Raw genomic sequence first — 15,252 nt, 5'->3', positions numbered from 1 at the left:
GTCAGGCCGCCTTGGCAAGCTCCTGCTGCGCTTCGGCGAAAAGCCGAAGCGACTTGAGCCGGGCATCCATGTCGAAGATCGGCATGGAGATGATCAGTTCGTCGGCCTTGGTCTGGTCGAGGAACGTTTCGATCTTTCTGCGGATCGTCTCCGGCCCGCCGACGATGGCATAGGACATCGCATGATCGACAAAGATCTTCTCGTCCGAACTCCATAGCCCGTCCATGGATGCGACCGGTGCCGGGAACCGGCCGCGGGCGTTGCGCCGCAGGGCGACAAAGGATTGCTGCATCGACGTGAAGAGGTAGTTCGCCTCCTCGTCGGTGGCAGCTGCCACGCCCATGACGCCGACCATCACGTGCGGCTTGTCCAGCGTCTCCGAGGGCGTGAAGCGCTCGCGATAGATCTCGAGCGCCGACAGCAGCATGTCGGGCGCGAAATGCGAGGCAAAGGCAAAGGGCAAACCGAGCATGCCGGCGAGATGGGCGCTGTAGTGGCTCGATCCGAGCAGCCAGATCGGCACATTGGTGTCGGAACCCGGAACCGCGATGATCTTCTGATCCTCGGCGATGGGGCCGAGCAGTGCCTGCAGTTCGACGACGTCATTGGGGAAGTTGTTGGCGCTCGCCTCCATATTGCGGCGGAGCGCCTGGGCGGTGCGCATGTCGGTGCCCGGCGCCCGCCCAAGCCCGAGATCGATCCGGCCGGGATAAAGGGCGGCAAGTGTGCCGAACTGCTCGGCAATCACCAGCGGCGAATGGTTCGGCAACATGATACCGCCGGAGCCGACGCGGATCGTCTTCGTTCCCGCTGCGACATGGGAGATGACAATCGAGGTCGCAGCGCTGGCAATGCCCTTCATGCCGTGGTGTTCGGCCAGCCAGAACCGCTTGTAGCCGTTTTCTTCGGCCGCCTGCGCCAAGAGCCGCGAGTTTTCGAGCGATTGGGCGACGCTGCCGCCTTCGGTGATCGGGGAGAGATCGAGGACGGAGAAAGACGCCATGAGCAAGGCCCTTTATTGAGCGAAATTGATTGAATGGCTATGTAAGGTCAAAATTCCTCAATCCAAGGGTAGTGCTCGAGATTTCCGGCAGCCGCGTTTGCCTTATGTGGATGTTTTTGTTTTGTTCACTTTTTGCTGGCAGCGTCCGGACACGCAGCATAGGGTGAAATTCATGCAGACCACGATTCGCATCATCGGCATCGATCCGGGCCTCCGCCGTACCGGCTGGGGTATCATCGAAACGCTTGGCAATTCGCTGCGGTTCGTTGCCTCCGGCACCGTGACCTCGGATGGCGACATGGATCTCGCTTCGCGGCTCTGCCAGCTGCATGATGGCCTGGCGGAAGTCGTGCACAGCTATCAGCCGGACGAGGCTGCGGTGGAGCAGACCTTCGTCAACAAGGATGCAACGGCGACGCTGAAGCTCGGGCAGGCGCGCGGCATCGCCATGCTGGTGCCGGCGCGCGCGGGCTTGAGGGTTGCCGAATACGCGCCGAACGCGGTCAAGAAGGCCGTCATCGGTGTCGGTCACGGTGAAAAGCAGCAGATCCACATGATGCTGAAGGTTCTGATGCCGAAGGCCGAGTTCAAGGGCAACGATGCTGCCGACGCGCTCGCGATCGCCATTTGCCACGCGCACAACCGCCTGTCGGTGACCAGCCGGCTTGCGGCCCTGATGGGGTAGTTGCGCTGCTGCCGTTAATTTCCGATGGTCGGTCCGATCATCCCGCAATCCATCCATGAGAGACGACGCCACATGATCGGCAAATTGAAGGGTACTATCGACGAAATCGGCGAGGATCATGTCGTTCTCGACGTGCATGGCGTCGGCTATGTCGCCCATTGTTCGGCGCGCACATTGTCGAAGCTGGGTTCGGCGGGGGAGGCGGCGGTGCTGTTTATCGAGACCTATGTGCGCGAGGACCAGTTGAAGCTGTTCGGCTTCCTGACGGCGCTGGAGCGTGAGTGGTTCCGGCTGTTGCAGAGCGTCCAGGGGGTGGGCTCCAAGGTTGCGCTCGCCCTCTTGTCGACGCTGACGCCGGGCGAGCTTGCAAACGCGATTGCGCTGCAGGACAAGACCTCGGTATCGCGGGCGCCGGGCGTCGGCCCGAAGGTGGCGGTGCGCATCGTCACCGAATTGAAGAACAAGGCGCCGGCGTTTGCCGGCGAAATGTCCGGCACGATCGGCCTCAAGCAGGAGCTTGGCGAGGGTGTTGCCTCGGCGCCGGTTTCAGACGCGGTGTCGGCGTTGACCAACCTCGGCTATTCCCGCGACCAGGCTGCAAATGCGGTTGCCGCGGCGCTGAAGAACGGCGGCGAGGATGCCGACAGTGCCAAGCTGATCCGGCTGGGTCTCAAGGAACTGGCGCGATGAATCCTTGCGTTGTCGTGCCGGCCGATGCAAAACGGGCATTCTCTTTGACACCACGCGCAAGCATGCCCGATCGATTGGAACGGATGGATGACTGAAGCCGCACGTCTGATAACGCCGGAAAAGCGCGGCGAAGATCTCGATGCGACCATGCGTCCGCAGTCGCTGGACGAATTCACCGGCCAGGCGGAAGCCCGCGCCAACCTGAAGATCTTCATCGAGGCGGCGAAGAACCGCGGCGAAGCGCTCGATCACGTGCTGTTCGTCGGGCCGCCCGGTCTGGGCAAGACGACGCTGGCGCAGATCATGGCCAAGGAACTGGGCGTCAACTTCCGCTCGACCTCCGGGCCTGTTATCGCCAAGGCGGGCGATCTGGCAGCGCTTCTGACCAATCTCGAAGAGCGCGACGTTCTGTTCATCGACGAAATCCACCGGCTCAACCCGGCCGTCGAGGAAATCCTTTATCCGGCGATGGAAGATTTCCAGCTCGATCTGATCATCGGCGAGGGGCCGGCGGCGCGATCGGTGAAGATCGATCTGTCGAAGTTCACGCTGGTCGCTGCAACCACCCGTCTCGGCCTGCTGACGACGCCGCTGCGCGACCGCTTCGGCATTCCGGTGCGGCTCAATTTCTACACGGTCGAGGAACTGGAATCGATCGTGCGCCGTGGCTCCCGGCTGATGGGGCTCGGCATGACCGACGACGGCGCGCGCGAGATCGCCCGCCGCGCGCGCGGCACGCCGCGCATTGCCGGTCGGCTGCTTAGGCGCGTGCGCGACTTCGCTGAAGTGGCGCGGGCCGAGGCGGTGACCAAGACGATCGCCGACGAGGCACTGACGCGGCTTCTCGTCGACAATATGGGGCTCGACCAGCTCGACCGGCGCTATCTCTTCATGATCGCCCAGAATTTCGCTGGCGGGCCTGTCGGCATCGAGACCATTGCCGCGGGGCTTTCCGAACCGCGCGATGCGATCGAAGACATCATCGAACCCTATCTGATCCAGCAGGGTTTCATCCAGCGCACGCCGCGCGGCCGCATATTGACCGCCAATGCCTGGAAACATATCGGCCTCAATCCGCCAAAAGAGGTCGAGGCGACCCAGTTTCGATTGACGCTCGAGGACGAGTAAATGATCACGCGCCGTGGGCTTCTGAAGTTTCTCGGCGGCGGGATTGCCAGCATGGCGGCGCTTGGCAGCTATGCCTTTGCCATCGAGCCGCTCGCCCGGCTGAGCGTGACGCGTTATGCGCTGACGCCGCCGGGCTGGTCGCCGGGCTTGAAGCTGCGGGTGGTGGCACTTGCCGACATCCACGCCTGTGAGCCATGGATGTCCGCCAGCCGCATCGCCTCGATCTGCCGGCAGGCCAATGCGCTTGGTGGCGATATCACCGTCCTTCTCGGCGACTATGCCGCCGGCATGAACCTTGTCACGCGTTATGTGCATTCCAGCGAATGGTCGAAGGCGCTCGCGACGCTTGAGGCGCCGCTCGGCGTGCATGCGATCATGGGCAATCACGACTGGTGGGAGGACGGGACCGCGCAGAAGAACAGCGGCGGCCTCACCTTCGGTCACAAGGCGCTCGCCGACGTCGGCATCAACGTCTACAGCAATCGCGCCATCCGCCTGGAAAAGGATGGCCTCGGCTTCTGGCTCGCCGGCCTCGAAGACCAACTCGCGTTGGTGCCGGGCAAGAAATGGATGCGCAAGCATATGCAGGGCCTCGACGATCTCGATGGCACGCTGGCACAAGTAGAAGACGACGCGCCGGTGATCCTGCTTGCCCATGAGCCGGACATCTTTCCGAAAGTGCCTTCGCGTGTCGCCTTGACGCTCTCCGGCCATACCCATGGCGGGCAGGTCCGGTTTCTCGGCCACGCTCCGGTCGTACCCTCGCGCTTCGGCGATCGTTATGCCTATGGTCATATGGTCGAGGGGGATCGCAGCCTGATCGTTTCCGGCGGGCTCGGCTGCTCGATTGCGCCGGTCCGCTTCGGCGTGCCGCCGGAGATCGTCGTCATCGACCTCGGCTGAGGGGATTCCGGCCGCATGGCTTAGGCGCGCGGCCAAATGGCGTATTTCGGCGTGGCGGCGGGCTCGCTATGATCCGCGACAGCGCCACGCGTCTCATGAGACGCGCAGAGGTCGCTGTAGCACTTTGAATTGCTGCATGTTTCCTTGAACCGGATACGATTTAAGGAAACATGCAGTAGGGAAAGAGCCGGCCGTCGACGTTGGACGAGCGCTTTCCATTACCTGCATCGCCTCGATGAAGGTGGCAGGCGGCTTGGCGTCCATCCATTGAAGGGAAGAGTGAATGCTGGCGCGGCGCGGGTTCTTCAAGCTTCTCGGCGGGCTGGTGATGGCTGGGTTTGGCACCAGCGCCTATGCGGTGGGGGTCGAGCCGTTGCAGCGGCCGCTGGTGACGTCCTACGCTTTGCGGCCTGCCAACTGGCCGCCAGGCCTCAAGCTCAGGGTCGTCGTCCTGGCCGATATCCACGCCTGCGAACCCTGGATGCCTGTGCACCGGATTGCCGGCATCTGCGATCAGGCCAGTGCGCTTGGTGGCGACATCATCCTCCTTCTCGGCGACTATATGAGCAGCCTGCGCCTGACCGGTTTCGTCGAACCCGCCCGTTGGGCCGAGGCATTGGCGCGGCTGAAAGCGCCTCTCGGGGTCCACGCGATCATAGGCAATCACGACTGGCTCAACGATCCGGTCGCCCGTCTGGCCGGGCATGGTCCGACAATAGCCCACAGGGCGCTTGCCGGCGTTGGCATCCCGGTCTACGACAATCGTGCGCTGCGGCTCGAAAAGGACGGACGATCCTTCTGGCTCGCCGGTCTGGCCGATCAACTCGAGCCAACCTACCTGGCTCCCGACGGCTCAGGCATGATCCCCGGGCTCGATGACCTGCCCGGCACGATGGCCGGCATGGATGGTGACGATCCGATCATCCTGATGGCCCACGAGCCGGACATCTTTGTCGATGTGCCCCGGCGTGTATCGTTGACACTCGCCGGCCATACCCATGGCGGGCAGGTCAGGATTCTCGGCTATGCGCCGCTTGTCCCGTCGCGATACGGCAACCGCTATGCCTACGGCCACGTCGTCGAGGACGGTCGTCACATGATCGTCTCCGGTGGATTGGGTCTTTCGAATTTGCCGATCCGGATCGGATCGCCTCCGGAAATCGTTGCCATCGATATCGGCTAATGACAGCGTCGATTCAAGCAACGGGCTCGGTGATCTTGCCGAAGGTGAAGATGCAGATCGGCCGCTCGCTGACGGAAGGCATGTCGACCAAGCAGCGCAGCACCTTCCTCGTCTCCGGTGTAATATCGGCAACCTCCTGGCGCGTGCCGTTGATGCTCGGCGCATTGCCACAGCTCAATTTCGTCGTTCCGATGACGGTGATCCTGATGGCCTATGGCCTGCTGCTTGCCGCCGCGATCGTTGTCTCGCACAGCCTTCTCTTCGTGCTTACGGCGGATAAAACCGGCAAATTCGATGAAAGCGCGGATCGAGCCCATGATGGGCCTGCTGTCGGTGGCTTGAGTTGGGGGATCAGGGGTCTGGTTTGACCCGTGATCAGAAGGAAAGGCCCGGCGTCGAGCGCGACGCCGGGCCTTTCTGTTTATGGGTGTTGAGCAAACCGCGTCAGGCGGCCTTGCCGAAGAGATTTTGTAGAGCGCTACGCAAGCCGGGTACGACTTCATAGGTGTCGGTTACCAAAAGCAAACCATCCGCGCACTCGAACCAATCTCCTGCCATCCCCGCGATCCCTTTGATTGATGTGCTGAGCTTGGCAACCTCGATCGAGTTGGGCGGGGTGCTGATGACCCGCTCTGCAATCCAGGCGTCAAGCCAGCTTTGGTTCGCGGGTGAGACAGCCTCCAGCGCGGTTTGTGGGTGTTTGTCGAAATAGTCCTGAATAGCGATATTGGTCGGTGCGATGACGATCTGGTCGAGATTGCTGTCCCCGAAGGCATCGATGACGCGTGAGCGTTCAAGCGCCATCAGGAAGGTATCGGTCTTGCCGTCCCGGCCGGTTGTCGCCGCGAGAGAGCGTAGCGTCTCCAGTATCGTCGGAAGCTGTTGTTCCTGTTGCGCGTCGTCGGCGCCGGTCTTGATGTGGGACTGATAAACGAGGTCGATGCCGGGGGTGAACGACCGCTTGCGGATGCCGCGTGTCCAATTGTATTCGAAATCCACTTCGAAGCGACCTTTGAGATTGGGCACTGCGCCCTGCGGCACCTCGATGATCACGGCTGGGTTCCAGATATAGCCGGCATAGGATGGGCGGCCGGGATTTGCCGGCATTCCCGACGACACCCAGCCGACATGCGGCAAGCTGGTGTGCCATTCGATTGATCGCGATTCCGGGCGGGCCGCGAACGAGACCTCGGAAGCGGTGAAGCTGACGCCGACGTTGGCGCTGAGCGAAGCGCCCGCCTTCGGGCCTTCCGAACTATACTCGGCGCTCAGTTCGCCGCCGATCGAGAAGCTGATGGTTGCCTGCTCGACCGTGCTGTTCGGCCCGAACGTCAAGAGACGTGCCTGTGCCGAGGTCGTTTCAATGCGCAGATTCATGTGGTTGGCATAAAAGCCGACCGAGACCCAATTGGACGACGGCTTGGACGGCGAGCCCTGAATGCCGTGGTAGACATCGCCGGCAACGAGATAATAGTCGCGCGTCAGATTCTGATCGCCGTGTATCAGCTTGTAGACCGATAGCAAGGCGTTCGCGGTCAGGGTTTGCGATGAGGTTTTGACCGTACCCCATCCAAAATCCTTACCGCCGTTCGTTCTCCATTCACCGTTCAAAGTGCCGACAAGCTTCCAGACTTCAGGATTCAACGTCTCGATAGGCATCGTTTTGTTTCCTTCGAAGCGCCGTCGATCGACGGGAGGTTGAGCTGTGGAGCGAGACCGGAACCGGCCCGCGCAGCCACCTTAACGCAGATATTCGAAGACAACCTGAGGTAATTATTTGTACATTAAAGCTCTTTAAACGAGTCCTAAAATTAGACAAGCAGGACGCTGGTCCTATGCGCTTGCGGCGTCAGGCAAGCAGCGTTCTGACCGTTGCCCGCAATCGCTCCAGCCCGCCCGGCCGCCAGTCAACTGCTCGGATCTTCTCGCTATTCATGGCGTTGAAGGTGGTCAGCGTGGCCGGGCGCGGAAGGGCGTGCTTGGAGCCGGTAATATCCTGAACCATTGCCAGAATGGTACAGTTGTCGACGAGCACATCGGAGACGTTGAACACGCCGCTCGTCAGGCCGTCGAGCGGTGCTTCGAGGGTGAGGCGAACGGCGGCGGCCACATCATCGCCATGAACTTCCGTGCCGGCGCGTGGCGCAATCTCTCGGCCCGCGAGATAGTCATCGAAAAGCGGCTGCCATTTGTGAGCGGCACCTGTGCCGGACGGTCCGTAGACGCCGGTCACACGCAGGCTCACCGCCTTGAATGCGTTCGTGCCTAGTGCGGCCAGTGCATTTTCGGCTTCCAGCTTGAGGCTGCCATAGAGGCTTTCGGGATGGCAGGCCGTATCTTCAAACAGTTCTACGCCCGGCAGTTGGTCGCCATAGACGGCGCGGCTCGACAGGAAGACGCAGCGCTTCACGCCGTGGTCGCGGGCGGTTCGAAACAGGCGGACGGAGCCGTCGAGATTGCTGCGGCGGAACCCTTCCGGGTCATCGCCTTCGCCGCCCCGATAACGCCCGGCGACATGCTGGAAGGCGGCATGGACGAAGTGGTCGACGTCACGGAAGGCGACGCTCTGATCGATATCCGGGTCGAGAGCGAGCGGAACGAAAGCGACAGGCTTCGAGAAGAAGGCGGGAGCGGGCGGAGTGCGGCCGCCGGCAACAACGTCATACCCGGCGGCCATCAGATGCTCGACGATGAAGCGGCCGACGAAACCGGTGCCACCGGAGACGAGCACGCGCGTCATGACTGAGCCGGATTCGCAAGGGTTGCTATGTCTGGAATATTCTCGCCGGTGAGGTAGGCGGACCAGAGGTCGATCAACGGACGAAGCTGCTTGGTGCGGGGATGGTCCTTCTCCCACGGCTTTTCGTACTGGTAGTGCAACACGCCGATCGACGACCAGTCCCAGAGTTCTGGCAAATTGAACCAGACATATTGCAGCATGTTCATGGTCACCGGCAGGCCATGCCATTCGGGAAAAAAGCTCTGCAGGAAGGTCTGGTCGGTGCGGGGCCAGAAGGCTTCAGGCGCGTCGAGCCTTTCGAGCATGGCGCGGAACGTCGCGATGGATGGCTCGGCAACGAAGACGCCGGAATTCAAACGGTGAAAATCGGCAAGACCTTCATAGACATTCGGCGCGGCGGAAAACTCCGGATAGCCAAACAGCCGGTCGATGTTTCTGAGAACGATCGCATCGGCGTCGATGAACACGCAGCGGCGATATTCTGTCAGCTGCCAGAGCCGCAGCTTGCAGAAATTGTCGAGCGGCGAATGAAAAGCCGGCTTGCGCCCCTTGGTGAAGGGCGCTTTGTCGTGGACGTTGCGCTTGCCGTGGCGCTCGTTGAAGGCTTCCGAGAGCGGCAGCAGCTTCGTTTCGATAAGGCGGCAGCCGATTGTTGAGAGTGGCGCAAGGACGTCGGCGGCAACGCCGCCAGTGTGGAGAACGACGATATCGGCCGGGGTGTTCGTCAGGCGGATCGAGCGGACGAGCGCGCGGGCGCCGAGCGCATAGTCGGCATTGGTGACGAGCGTCACGAATGCATGATCGGACGAGGCAGGGGAGGAGGGGCGGAGCCCCTCCGGGTGATCGTCAAGTGATGTCATGAAACGGATTTCAGCCGCTTGCCCTCAGGGTCGTGGTTGATGCGCATCGCGATATCCTTGGTCCAGGCGGAGACGGCCGGAACGCGCGAGCGATCGACGCGATAGGCAAATTTCCTGGCGACATCGACGATTTCGGAAAGCAGACCATCTCTGAGACGGATCGGATCAAGGCCAAGCCCCAGGAACTTTTTGTTGTGCACGACGAGTTCGTTTTCCGCCGCTTCCTTGCGCGGGTTGGGCAGCCAGGCAATCTGCGAACCGGAGATCGTGGCGATCATTTCGGCGAGGTCCCGCACCCGGTGGGTTTCCGTCATCTGGTTGAAGATTTCGACGCGGCTGCCACGGGCCGGCGGGTTCTTCAGCGCCAGTTCGATGCAGCGCACGGAATCCTGGATGTGGATGAAGGCGCGTGTCTGGCCGCCGGTACCATGCACGGTCAGCGGATAGCCGATCGCCGCCTGGATGAGGAAACGGTTCAGCACCGTGCCATAGTCGCCGTCATAGTCGAAACGGTTGATCAGCTGAGCGTGCCTGCGGGTCTGCTCCGTGTGGGTGCCCCAGACGATGCCCTGGTGCAGGTCGGTGATCCTGAGGCCATCGTTCTTGGCGTAGAACTGGAAAAGCAGCTGATCCAGGCACTTGGTCATGTGGTAGATCGAGCCGGGATTCGAGGGATAGAGGATGTCCTGGCTCACGGTTTTGCCCGCCATCGTCTCGATGCCAACAGGCAAATAACCCTCGGGGATCGCCGCGCCGACGGTGGAATAGCCATAGACGCCCATGGTGCCGAGATGCACCAGATGTGCATCGAGTTCGAGTTCGACGAGGGCGTTCAGCAGATTATGCGTGGCATTGACGTTGTTGTTGACGGTGTAATTCTTGTGCCGGTCGCTCTTCATCGAATAGGGCGCTGCGCGCTGTTCGGCGAAATGCACGATCGCGTCGGGGCGGTGTTGCGTAAGCCAGTTCTTCAAAAGCTCGTAGTCGCGGGCAAGATCGATCAGGTTGAAATGAATGCGACGGCCGGTTTCGGCATGCCAGATGCGGGTACGCTCCTGGATCGAATCCATCGGGGTCAGAGACTGCACGCCGAGCTCGGTATCAATCCAGCGGCGTGAGAGATTGTCGAGAATATGGATGTCATGACCGGCGTCGGACAGGTGAAGGGCCGTTGGCCAGCCGATGAAACCATCACCGCCGAGGATCGCAATCTTCATGCACGGTTCTCCTGATCAGGAAGGAAAGCTGTGTCACGTGTAGGATAGGTTTGTGACAAAGCTGCAATGCTTGCAAATGCCTTTTTGTTCCTGCACAGGATTTGGGAAATTCTTGTCGGAGAGAAGCATGTCCCTGATCTCGATTGCAGGCGAACTGACCGAAGGCGGCCATCGACTGGTCCAGCGCGTTTATTACGAAGACACCGATTTTTCCGGCGTCGTTTATCACGCCCGCTACTTGCATTTCATGGAGCGCGCCCGCACGGATTTCCTGCGGCTGCTCGGCGTCGAGCAGGCGACGCTGGCGATCGAGGGGGACAGCGAGGGTCTCGTCTTTGTCGTGCATCGGATGGAGATCGACTTCAAGGCGCCGGCGCGCATGGACGACATCCTGACGATCGGCACGGTGACGGAGAAAGCGGGCGGTGCCAAGATGGTGCTGCTGCAGGAGATCCGCCGTGATGGGCAATTGCTGATCGCCGCCAAGGTGATTATCGCGGTGATCAACGGCCAGGGCCGTCCCCGCCGCCTGCCCGAAGCGCTGGCGACGAAATTCACACAGGCAAGGCAAAGCGTGGGTTAAGCCGGCACGTGCTGTTGCATGCATCGAAGCGTCCTTTCTGAAGGGCGCTTTTTTCGTTGCCAGGAGGTTAGTTGCAACCCGTACCGTTTGTGCAGTTGACGATCATGCGGACGTACGTATGGATCGAGGGCCTGCGGCAGGTGGCGGCCTAGCCGCCCCGCTTATTCGGCCAGCGTATCCAGTATCTTCTTGGTCAGGGACTGCCTTGTATCGCCAAGCTCAGACCAGGGTTCCATTCCATTTTCGATGCGCTGGAGGATATCGGCGATATGGAAACCGTTGGCTGCGTCGAGGTTGGAAAGCTCGCTCCAGCTGACGGGCGTTGCCACCGGTCCACCTGCGCGGGCTCGGGTGGAATAGGGAGCGATCGCTGTCGCGCCGCGTTCGTTCCTCAGCCAGTCGATGAAGATCCTGCCCTGGCGCTTTGCCTTCGACATGGTGGCAATGAAATTATCCGGATCGCGGTCGGCAAAGCCCTGCGCGAACGACTTGGCGAAGCGTTTCGCGTCCTCCCATGGTGCGCGTGGCGCCAGCGGAACGATGACATGCACGCCCTTGCCGCCGGTAACCATCGGAACCGATTGCAGGCCGATGTCGTCGAGCGCGTCTCGAAGGCTGAGTGCGGCGTCCTTGACGGTTGAAAAATCGACGCTTGGGTCGGGGTCGAGGTCGAACACCAATCGGTCCGGCGTCTCGATCTTGTCGACCGGCGATCCCCAGATGTGAAATTCCAGCGTTCCCATCTGGACCGCCGCAACAAGACCCTTGGCATCACGCACATACATGTAGTTCTCGGTGTCGCCGGAGGATTCCTTCACCGGTGTCTCGCGGATCTCGGCCGGAAAACCCTCGCTGGCATGCTTCTGGTAAAAGCATTGGCCGCGTCCGCCCTGCGGGCACCGCATCAGCGACAGCAGGTGACCGCTGGCAAAGGGCAGCATCTTGTCCGCCACGACGGCGTAGTGGCGGGCGAGATCGAGCTTGGTGATGCGCCCTCCCTCGAACAGCTCGCGCTCCGGATGGGTGATGCGAACGCCGAGAACGGTGTCGTCCGTAACCGAATTCGCCGCGCTCGGCGTTTCGCGCGAGGCACGCTTCGCGTTGCCCTGCGCACGCACTGCTTGGTTCGGCGCACGTTTCGCATCGGGTTCGGGCTCCTTCGTCATCTTCGGTCTTTCCTGTGTCACGGCCTTGGCCTCCTTGTCGCGGCGCAGCCCTTCGAAGCGCCGTGGCGAATGTGTCCATCGTCAGAGAACTCGGCTAAGTCGAACTAGGCCACCAGATCCGGCGTGTGCCGGCGGGCCCCATGCCGTCGAGCAATGCTTGCAGCTCGTGCCGTCGCTTGATGAGCGGGTTCTTGCGCAGGTCAGCGTTCTCCGTTCAGCGGTTTGGTGCCTGACGCGCGGACTGCGTCTTGGGCGAGGGCCTGCTCGATGCCCGCGATATCTTCGCTGGTGATGGCAGGGATCGGATCGGAGATGATTGCCTGAAGCACCTCGCTGGATAGGACGCCGTTGGCGAGTGCCTCTTCCAGCGCGGCGCGGGTTTCCCGCTCGGCCTTCAACTGCGCGTAGAGTGCCAGGATCAAGCGATCGCGCTGATCGAAGTGCTGCGGGGTGGACCGCCGGTCGCGATGTCGTGTCGTTTGCGTGGTCATGGCGAGAAAACGCCCGCCGACGAGGGAAGTTCCGTGATGGGCGCTTGGCCTCAAGGTGCGGCCGGAAAGACACAGCACGGTAACACTCCCTTAACCATAATGGTGTCTTAATCAGCCCATCAGGATTTGTGCAGTGCACGTCATCCTTTGACCAAAATTGACGGCAAGAAGGCAACCATAAGCTAATAAAGGTCGCGATGGTGCGACCAGCGGCGGCGCCGGGGCATTCTTGCAACAGGACGTTTGGGCTACCCGGTCACGAGCATGAGCCGCTCTTGCCGGGTGTTTGGATTCGGGGACTGAAAACGATGGAACAGGTTGGATTGGCCGCTGCGACGCACGATGTGACCCTCTGGTCGCTGTTCATGCAAGCGGGCTTTGTCGTGAAGTTGGTCATGCTGGGGCTGATTGCAGCTTCGGTGTGGACATGGGCGATCGTCGTCGACAAGACGCTGAACTACGGCCGTGTCCGTCGCCAGCTCGACGGCTTCGAGCAGGTGTTCTGGTCGGGCCAATCGCTCGAAGAGCTGTACCGCACGCTCTCCGACCGCCAGACGGCGGGCATGGGGGCGATCTTCGTCTCGGCGATGCGCGAATGGAAGAAGAGCTTCGAGCGCGGCGCTCGCTCGCCGATCGGCCTGCAGATGCGTATCGACCGTGCCATGGACGTGACGCTTGCGCGTGAATCGGAATCGCTGGAAGCGCGCCTCGGTTCGCTCGCGACCATCGGTTCGGCGGCACCCTTCATCGGCCTCTTCGGTACCGTCGTCGGTATCATGACCTCGTTCCAGGCGATCGCCGGTTCGAAGTCGACCAACCTTGCAGTTGTGGCCCCCGGTATCGCCGAAGCGCTGCTGGCAACTGCCATCGGCCTGCTTGCGGCTATTCCCGCCGTTATCGCCTACAACAAGTTTTCTGCCGACGCCGGCAAACTGTCGGCGCGTATGGAAGCCTTCGCCGACGAGTTTTCCGCGATCCTGTCGCGGCAGATCGACGAGAAACTGCAGAACCCGCGCCAGGCCGCGCAGTAATCGCCAGAGAGCACGGAGACCACGCTGATGGGTATGTCGGTTGGCGGAGCCAAGGGGTCGGGCGGCGGTCGCCGCCGCCGCGGCGGCAAGAAAGCGATCATGAGCGAAATCAACGTCACGCCCTTTGTGGACGTGATGCTGGTGCTGCTGATCATCTTCATGGTCGCCGCACCGATGATGACGGTCGGCGTGCCGATCGACCTGCCGGAAACGCAGGCCAAGGCGCTCAACTCCGATACGCAGCCGATCACCGTTTCGGTCAACCCGGCCGGCGAGATTTTCCTGCAGGAAACGCCGATCGCAATCGAAGAGGTTGTGCCCAAGCTCGAGGCGATTGCCACCACCGGCTACAACGAACGCATCTATGTCCGCGGCGACACCAACGCCGACTATGGCACGGTGATGAAGGTCATGGCGCGCATCTCGGCTGCCGGGTTCAAGAACCTCGGCCTCGTGACGCTGCAAGAACAGGAAAAGTGATCCTTGGCCATGAAGGGCAGTCTCGCCACATCTGGTCTGCTTCACGCTCTGGTTCTGACCTGGGCGCTGGTTTCGCTCGGCAGCCCGGCTGACTTCCAGGTCGCCGACGTCGAAGCCTTGCCTGTCGATATCGTACCCTATTCGGAAATGACCCAGGTCCAGCAGGGCGACAAGAAGGCACCGAAGAAGGAAACATCGTCGCCGGTTCCGACCAAACGTCCGGAAACGAGCCAGCCGGCCGAGAACATCGGCGACAACGACACGGACCTGAAAACGCCGCCGACGCCGAACGCCAAGCCGTCGAAGAGCGAGGCCACGGCCTCGCCGGAAAAGAACGAGAAGCCCGAACCGACGCCCGATCCGGTCGAGCAGGAAATCAAGAAGGTCGAGGAGACGAAGCCTGCTTCCGAACCGGCGACCGAAGTCGCGGCACTGCCGGAAGCCAAGCAGGAAGTAAAGCCCGAAACCAAGCCGGAACCGGCGCCGGCCGAAGAAAAGCCGGCCGAAAATCCGGAAGCCGAAGCGTTGCCCGAAAAGGTGCCGACGCCGGCTGCCAAGCCCAAGGTCGAAAAACCGGCACAGTCGGCAAAGACACCTGACCGCAAGAACGAGCAGACGCCGAAGGAACAGAAGAAGGCGGCCTCCACTGAGGAAAGCAAGTTCAACGCTGACGAAATTGCCGCCCTTCTCAACCGGCAAGATCCCTCTGCCGGTGGCGCCAAGCGCTCGACGCAGGAGGCGGCTCTCGGTGGCAAGAAGACCATCGGCGTGGGCTTGAGCGCCAACGAGATCGACGGTGTGAAGGGTCAGATCCAGGACAAATGGTCGCTGATGGCCGGTCTCACAGGCGTCGAGGAAGTGCGCGTCTCGATCCGGGTGCAACTGGATCCCTCGGGCAACATCGTCGGTGAGCCGGAGGTGACCGCCACGGGGGGGCCGGAAGGAACGCGCCGCGCCGTCGAGAGCAGCACGCTGCGCGCGCTCCGCCGCTCGGCACCGCTACAGAACCTGCCGCCTGAAAAATATGACGGCGAAAAAGGATGGAATACCCTCGTGCTGAACTTCGACCCCTCGGATTTCGCACTCTAGAGC

At 61.6% G+C, this 15,252-nt stretch carries 16 protein-coding genes and 1 pseudogene; 10 read left to right on the top strand and 7 right to left on the bottom strand.

The genetic code is table 11. From position 1 onward, the window contains the following. Window position 1: 1 nt before the first annotated feature. Window positions 2-1,003, bottom strand: a complete 1,002-nt coding sequence (locus tag ASD52_RS34180; protein WP_025424744.1) for an LLM class flavin-dependent oxidoreductase — start codon at window positions 1,001-1,003, stop codon at window positions 2-4. A gap of 172 nt (window positions 1,004-1,175) precedes the next feature. Between ASD52_RS34180 and ruvC the strand changes: the two genes are divergently transcribed. The 6 genes from ruvC to ASD52_RS34150 all read left to right on the top strand — a co-directional run bounded on the left by ruvC (window position 1,176) and on the right by ASD52_RS34150 (window position 5,960). Next, entirely contained in the window at window positions 1,176-1,688 is a 513-nt protein-coding gene (gene ruvC / locus ASD52_RS34175; RefSeq protein ID WP_025424743.1) for a crossover junction endodeoxyribonuclease RuvC, read from the top strand. 72 nt (window positions 1,689-1,760) lie between these two features. Next, complete coding sequence (gene ruvA / locus ASD52_RS34170) at window positions 1,761-2,378, top strand: Holliday junction branch migration protein RuvA (RefSeq protein ID WP_025424742.1); 618 nt, start codon at window positions 1,761-1,763, stop codon at window positions 2,376-2,378. A gap of 87 nt (window positions 2,379-2,465) precedes the next feature. Next, window positions 2,466-3,506, top strand: a complete 1,041-nt coding sequence (gene ruvB / locus ASD52_RS34165; protein ID WP_025424741.1) for a Holliday junction branch migration DNA helicase RuvB — start codon at window positions 2,466-2,468, stop codon at window positions 3,504-3,506. Beyond that, window positions 3,507-4,409, top strand: a complete 903-nt coding sequence (locus tag ASD52_RS34160) for a metallophosphoesterase (RefSeq protein ID WP_057226565.1) — start codon at window positions 3,507-3,509, stop codon at window positions 4,407-4,409. A 283-nt stretch (window positions 4,410-4,692) separates the two neighbouring features. After that, window positions 4,693-5,592 (top strand): metallophosphoesterase, encoded by a 900-nt coding sequence (locus tag ASD52_RS34155; RefSeq protein ID WP_025424739.1) that lies wholly within the window; start codon window positions 4,693-4,695, stop codon window positions 5,590-5,592. Beyond that, window positions 5,592-5,960 (top strand): hypothetical protein, encoded by a 369-nt coding sequence (locus ASD52_RS34150; RefSeq protein WP_025424738.1) that lies wholly within the window; start codon window positions 5,592-5,594, stop codon window positions 5,958-5,960. Before ASD52_RS34155 ends, ASD52_RS34150 begins: the two co-directional genes overlap by 1 nt. A 76-nt stretch (window positions 5,961-6,036) precedes the next feature. Here ASD52_RS34150 and ASD52_RS34145 read toward each other — a convergent pair whose 3' ends face one another. The 4 genes from ASD52_RS34145 to ASD52_RS34130 all read right to left on the bottom strand — a co-directional run bounded on the left by ASD52_RS34145 (window position 6,037) and on the right by ASD52_RS34130 (window position 10,409). Further along, on the bottom strand, window positions 6,037-7,251 hold the full coding sequence (locus ASD52_RS34145) for a hypothetical protein (RefSeq protein ID WP_057226562.1): 1,215 nt from the start codon (window positions 7,249-7,251) through the stop codon (window positions 6,037-6,039). Between the two features lie 190 nt (window positions 7,252-7,441). Continuing rightward, window positions 7,442-8,332: an NAD(P)-dependent oxidoreductase gene (locus ASD52_RS34140; RefSeq protein WP_057221567.1), complete on the bottom strand. Its 891-nt coding sequence runs from the start codon at window positions 8,330-8,332 to the stop codon at window positions 7,442-7,444. Beyond that, window positions 8,329-9,192: a glycosyltransferase gene (locus ASD52_RS34135; protein ID WP_057206609.1), complete on the bottom strand. Its 864-nt coding sequence runs from the start codon at window positions 9,190-9,192 to the stop codon at window positions 8,329-8,331. Before ASD52_RS34135 ends, ASD52_RS34140 begins: the two co-directional genes overlap by 4 nt. After that, window positions 9,189-10,409: an NAD-dependent epimerase/dehydratase family protein gene (locus ASD52_RS34130; protein WP_025424734.1), complete on the bottom strand. Its 1,221-nt coding sequence runs from the start codon at window positions 10,407-10,409 to the stop codon at window positions 9,189-9,191. The genes ASD52_RS34135 and ASD52_RS34130 overlap by 4 nt, the downstream gene beginning before the upstream one ends. A 127-nt stretch (window positions 10,410-10,536) precedes the next feature. Here ASD52_RS34130 and ybgC point away from each other — a divergent pair, with 127 nt between their 5' ends. Beyond that, window positions 10,537-10,992, top strand: a complete 456-nt coding sequence (ybgC, locus tag ASD52_RS34125; protein ID WP_025424733.1) for a tol-pal system-associated acyl-CoA thioesterase — start codon at window positions 10,537-10,539, stop codon at window positions 10,990-10,992. 161 nt (window positions 10,993-11,153) lie between these two features. On the opposite strand, the pseudogene ligD reads toward ybgC, so the two are convergent. Further along, window positions 11,154-12,280: pseudogene (ligD, locus tag ASD52_RS34120) on the bottom strand (non-homologous end-joining DNA ligase); the annotation flags it as partial. Window positions 12,281-12,358: 78 nt separating this feature from the next. Next, complete coding sequence (locus tag ASD52_RS34115; protein ID WP_025424732.1) at window positions 12,359-12,649, bottom strand: hypothetical protein; 291 nt, start codon at window positions 12,647-12,649, stop codon at window positions 12,359-12,361. A gap of 308 nt (window positions 12,650-12,957) precedes the next feature. On the opposite strand from ASD52_RS34115, the gene tolQ reads away from it, so the two are divergent. From tolQ to tolA, 3 genes are read left to right on the top strand one after another with little or no spacing between them, the layout of a single operon-like run. Further along, the gene (gene tolQ, locus ASD52_RS34110) at window positions 12,958-13,680 is read left to right on the top strand and encodes a protein TolQ (protein WP_025424731.1); all 723 of its coding nucleotides are present in this window, start codon (window positions 12,958-12,960) and stop codon (window positions 13,678-13,680) included. A gap of 27 nt (window positions 13,681-13,707) precedes the next feature. Beyond that, a complete protein-coding gene (gene tolR, locus ASD52_RS34105; RefSeq protein WP_025424730.1) occupies window positions 13,708-14,160 on the top strand; it encodes a protein TolR in 453 nt (150 codons plus the stop codon). Window positions 14,161-14,169: 9 nt separating this feature from the next. Further along, entirely contained in the window at window positions 14,170-15,249 is a 1,080-nt protein-coding gene (gene tolA / locus ASD52_RS34100) for a cell envelope integrity protein TolA (protein WP_025424729.1), read from the top strand. Window positions 15,250-15,252: the final 3 nt, after the last annotated feature.

Origin of the sequence: Ensifer sp. Root142 (assembly GCF_001426785.1) — a bacterium.
Classification (GTDB): Bacteria; Pseudomonadota; Alphaproteobacteria; order Rhizobiales; family Rhizobiaceae; genus Ensifer; species Ensifer canadensis.
This window is presented reverse-complemented; position numbering and strand designations above follow the sequence as displayed.